This window comes from Aeromonas sp. LsrichE-8G (genome assembly GCF_022869435.1).
GTDB classification, from domain to species: Bacteria; Pseudomonadota; Gammaproteobacteria; order Enterobacterales; family Aeromonadaceae; genus Aeromonas; species Aeromonas caviae.
Genome location: NZ_JALIHH010000047.1, coordinates 1 through 1134 on the forward strand (window position 1 = coordinate 1; position 1134 = coordinate 1134).

The 1134-nt window shown below is 53.3% G+C and carries 1 protein-coding gene; it reads right to left on the reverse strand.

Translation table 11 applies throughout. From position 1 onward, the window contains the following. A partial coding sequence (locus tag MUW49_RS10135; RefSeq protein WP_244812678.1) for an IS4-like element ISAs18 family transposase occupies positions 1–1043 on the reverse strand: 1043 nt, incomplete at its 3' end. Positions 1044–1134: the final 91 nt, after the last annotated feature.

A 1134-nucleotide genomic window follows, 5' to 3' on the forward strand; every position in this document is an offset into this window, starting at 1 on the left:
AGCAACTGGTAATAGATGACCCCTTGCCGAAAGAACGAATAGGTTCGGCTCTTGCTGGTATTGACCTTGATCGTTCTCTCTAGACCGACACTGTCTCCAGCCTTACCCAGCAGCGTCAGCAAGACGATGGCCAGGGCACTGAATAAAAACAGTCGGTCGCGCCGGACCGGATTACTGATGTGCACATCTCCCATACCCATGCCGAATTTGTAATCTTTGATATCACGAAAACTGGTCTCGATACCCCAGCGCTGGCCGTATAGTTGCAACGCCTTGGCGGCGCTCAGGTCGGTCCGGTTACTGGCCAGAAACCACGCGTCTTTCATGCCACTCTTGTGACAACAATAGACCCGTTCGACAGGCTGTCGCTGCCCAGTTAGCTCCACCGCTTTGAGGGTTCGGGTGCGCCCGGTCGGCGTTAGCCAGTCCCGAGCTGGAACCTGCTCTACACCAGGGTAACCAACCAAAACATTTCCTTTAAATCTAATGAGATAAGCAAAGCCTAGCTCTTGCTCCAGGCGTTCGAACAGCTCCATGTAACCAAAGCCGCGGTCAGCGACTACCGTCACGAAGATACCCTCTGGCAACGTCTGCTTGAGCTTGGTGAGCAGCTCTTTCTCATGGGCATTGCGTTGCCCTTTGAGCAACGATTTCCGATGGGTTTTCCACAGCAGCGGAGTACTGCGACTGTGGTTGGTTTGCAGGCTGATAACCAAGGTACTGTGATCATCGGCATCGAATTCGGTCCAGTCCATGGAGACTACGATCTCGGTACGTTCACCGACCACATAGGGCACCCAATCGTCAAAGAGGCTCCAGACATTGAGCTTGGTGTTAGTGAGCAGGCGATCCACCTGTTTAACCGCATGTTTACGTTCGAGACCGTTGGCCAAGGAGAGGCCACTACCGATGGCGTGGATGGCCAGTGAACCTGACTCGATAACCCCGAGGGTAGCATTGGCGAGGGAAAGAACACGCTTGGCATGCATGTCTTGTCCAAATATATCGTCGATGTGGTTGAGGATTAGTTCGTGGTTAAACATGGGGATAGTCTGTTGGGTATTAGCTGGTCAAGGATGGCGATCATACCTCAGAAGCCGCGCCACGCCTCGCTCATATGAGGGGATGGTTAAG